General features: G+C 69.1%; 4 protein-coding genes. All 4 read left to right on the top strand.

The genetic code is table 11. The features are described 5' to 3' along the window. A partial coding sequence (locus tag Q8Q85_13180; protein MDP3775209.1) for a lysophospholipid acyltransferase family protein occupies nt 1-687 on the top strand: 687 nt, incomplete at its 5' end. A gap of 12 nt (nt 688-699) precedes the next feature. After that, nucleotides 700-1,980, top strand: coding sequence for a phosphopyruvate hydratase (gene eno / locus Q8Q85_13175; protein ID MDP3775208.1), 1,281 nt, complete (start codon nt 700-702; stop codon nt 1,978-1,980). 5 nt (nt 1,981-1,985) lie between these two features. After that, complete coding sequence (locus Q8Q85_13170; GenBank protein ID MDP3775207.1) at nt 1,986-2,261, top strand: septum formation initiator family protein; 276 nt, start codon at nt 1,986-1,988, stop codon at nt 2,259-2,261. Nucleotides 2,262-2,371: 110 nt separating this feature from the next. Continuing rightward, nucleotides 2,372-3,114, top strand: a 743-nt coding sequence (locus Q8Q85_13165; GenBank protein ID MDP3775206.1) for a hypothetical protein, incomplete at its 3' end; no start/stop codon positions are given.

Raw genomic sequence — 3,114 nt, 5'->3', positions numbered from 1 at the left:
TACAGCTCCAAGGCTGTGCTCGCGGCCCTGGTGCGGTGGCCGCGGCGTTCGGGGGGCGTGTACGACACGACGGGCCGAGACTGGGCCCGCCTGGTCCTGTGGGCCGCGGGCGTGGAGGTTACGGTCGAGGGCGCCGAGCACCTGAGTGCTACGGAGCCGCAGATAGTCGCGGCCAATCACGCGTCGTTCTTCGACATCCTCGCGATACTCGGCTACCTCCCGGTCCCGGTGAAGTTCATCGCGAAGAAGGAGCTGTTCGCCATTCCTCTATACGGCAGCGCGCTGCGCGCTGCCGGCCACGTTAGGCTCGACCGCGCCCGCGCCCGCGAGGCGATGGATGTCTACGCCAAGGCAGCCAGGCAAGTGGTCGAGCGGAAACTCACCATGCTCGTCTTCCCCGAGGGCACGCGTACCCGCACCGGCGAGCTGCTCCCGTTCAAGAAGGGCGCGTTCGTGCTCGCCATCGAGGCGGGGGTGCCCATCGTCCCGGCCTACATCGCCAACACCTTCGGCATCCAGCCCAAGGGCTCCATCCGCGTGCACCCGCGCCCCATCCGCATCCTCCTCGCGCCGCCGATCCCCTCCGCGGGGCTGGCCGTGGGCGACCGCGACGCGCTCGCCGACCGGGTGCGCGAGGCCGTCGTAGCCCTCCAGGCCCGCGTTGACTCGGCCGAGGCGCGCGGCTAGGTTCGGCCCACCATGAGCACGATCATAGACGTACACGCGCGCGAGATCCTCGACAGTCGCGGCAATCCCACCGTCGAGGCGGAAGTCGTCCTCGCCTCCGGCACCTCCGCGACGGCGGCGGTGCCGAGCGGCGCCTCGACCGGAGAGCACGAGGCGCTCGAGCTTCGCGACAACGACCCCAAGCGCTACGGTGGCAAGGGTGTGCAGGACGCCGTGCGAAACGTCAACGAGATCATCGGCCCGCGGCTCGAAGGTTTCGACGCCTACGACCAGGTAGGCGTGGACGACCAGCTCATGGAGCTCGACGGCACGGACAACAAGGGCCACCTCGGCGCCAACGCGATGCTCGCGGTCTCCCTGGCCGTGGCGCGAGTCGCGGCCCGGGACCAGGGGCTGCCGCTCTATCGGTACCTGGGCGGCGTCATGGCGCACGTGCTGCCGGTGCCGATGATGAACGTGCTCAACGGCGGCGCCCACGCGTCGAACAACGTGGACGTGCAGGAATTCATGGTCGTGCCGGTCGGCACCGACCGCTTCGAGGAAGCGCTGCGGATGGGCGTAGAGGTCTTCCACGCGCTCAAGAAGGTCCTGTCGAAGCAGGGCCTTTCTACCTCGGTGGGTGACGAGGGAGGCTTCGCGCCGATGCTGACGTCCAACGAGGCCGCGCTCGAGGCGCTCGTGGCGGGGATCGCCGAGGCCGGCTACGAGGCAGGCCAGGACGTCGTGATCGCGCTGGATCCGGCGGCCTCCGAGTTCTGGGAGGATGGCACGTACGTGTTCAAGAAGGGCGGCGGGCAGCGGCGTTCCTCCGCCGAGATGATCGAGCTCTACCGGTCCTGGGTGGATCGGTACCCCATCGTCTCCATCGAGGACGGCCTCGCGGAGGACGACTGGGACGGCTGGCTGGCGTTGACCGATGCGCTCGGCGACAAGATCCAGATAGTCGGCGACGACCTCTTCGTCACCAACGTGGACCGGCTGGTGAAGGGCATTGATGCCGGCATCGCGAACGCGATCCTCATCAAGCTGAACCAGATCGGTACGCTCTCCGAGACGCTGTCGTGCATAGACATCGCCAAGCGGAACGGCTACGGGAACATCATCTCGCACCGGTCCGGAGAGACCGAGGACACGTTCATCGCGGACCTGGCCGTCGCGACGGGCGCCGGACAGATCAAGACCGGGAGCGCGAGCCGCACCGACCGCGTGGCGAAATACAATCAGCTGCTGCGCATCGCCGAGGAGCTGGGCGATGCCGCGATGTACCCGGGGAGGTCGCTATACCGCCTCTGAGGCGCGTGATCATCGGCGCCGTCGTGCTGGCGATGGCCGGGTTCGCGGTCGAAGGGGGCGAATACGGCTCGCGCGACCTCTTCGCGCTCCAGCACAAGGTGCGCCGCGAGCGCGAGGAGATCGCGCGGCTGCGCCACGACGTTGACTCGCTGGTCCGGATGGGGCACGCGCTCAAGACCGACTCGGCCACCCAGGAGCGCGCGGCGCGCGAGGTCTACGGCATGATCCGCGATGGCGAGAAGCTCTACCAGGTGGTTCCGATGGACACCGCACGACAGTAGCAGCGCCGGCCCGCCGGATCGCGGCCATCATCGCCGCCATCGCCGTCACGACTGGACGCGCCCACGCTCAGGAATGGCGCGACGACTCGGTCCCGCCCCGTCACGTCACAGTGCGCCCGATCTTCTTCGCTCCGGAAGGCGCCTCGCTCCCCTCCGCCGAGCAACGCGCTCGCCTCGCTCGCCACCTCGCCGGGGCCCGTGCGCGCTACACCGAACTGCTCGGCGGGCGCGACAGCTTTGCGCTCGATACGGCCACCGTCGTGGTGCAAGGACGCATGCCGCCGGCCTTCTACCGCGGGCGGCCGGAGGATGGCGTCCCCGAGATCGTCGCCGAGCTGCTGGATCACTTCCGAGTGAGCCGGTTCTCCTGCCCATGGGTGTTGGTCGTCGTGGTCATGAACCCCCGCGACGACTTCCCGACCGGTGGAGGGCGGCCGCTCAACGGCGGGCTCGGCACCGGCGGCGGGGTGGTCGTGCTCTCGTCGTTCGCGCTCGACCGCGTTCCCAACGTCCAGTCCACGATCCAGCACGAGCTGGGTCACGCCTTCGGCCTGCCGCACGCGGACGTGTACGGTCGCGACATGAGGACCGATCCGTCACTCATGAGCTACGACCCCGCGCATCATACCGACGGTTTCCGCGACGCGGCCACGCCGGGAGTACTCGTCGCGGAGGATGTGCGCGCGCTGGCGCTCAATCGCCGGGTCTTCGCTAGCCTGGTCTTCGATCCCGCCCGCGACGTACCTAACTTTCGCGCTATCGCGCCGGACATCGTGACGCTCGGCCCGATGACGATCCCGGGCCACCCCGACGCGCGCGTCGCTGTGACCACCCGCTCGGGCGAGGCGTACGG

It is taken from the genome of Gemmatimonadales bacterium (assembly GCA_030697825.1).
In the GTDB taxonomy this organism is placed as follows: domain Bacteria; phylum Gemmatimonadota; class Gemmatimonadetes; order Gemmatimonadales; family JACORV01; genus JACORV01.
This window is presented reverse-complemented; position numbering and strand designations above follow the sequence as displayed.

Bases quoted from the DNA above. Each gene is read 5' to 3' on its own strand.
- eno (MDP3775208.1), top strand. From the start codon at position 700: ATGAGCACGATCATAGACGTACACGCGCGCGAGATCCTCGACAGTCGC.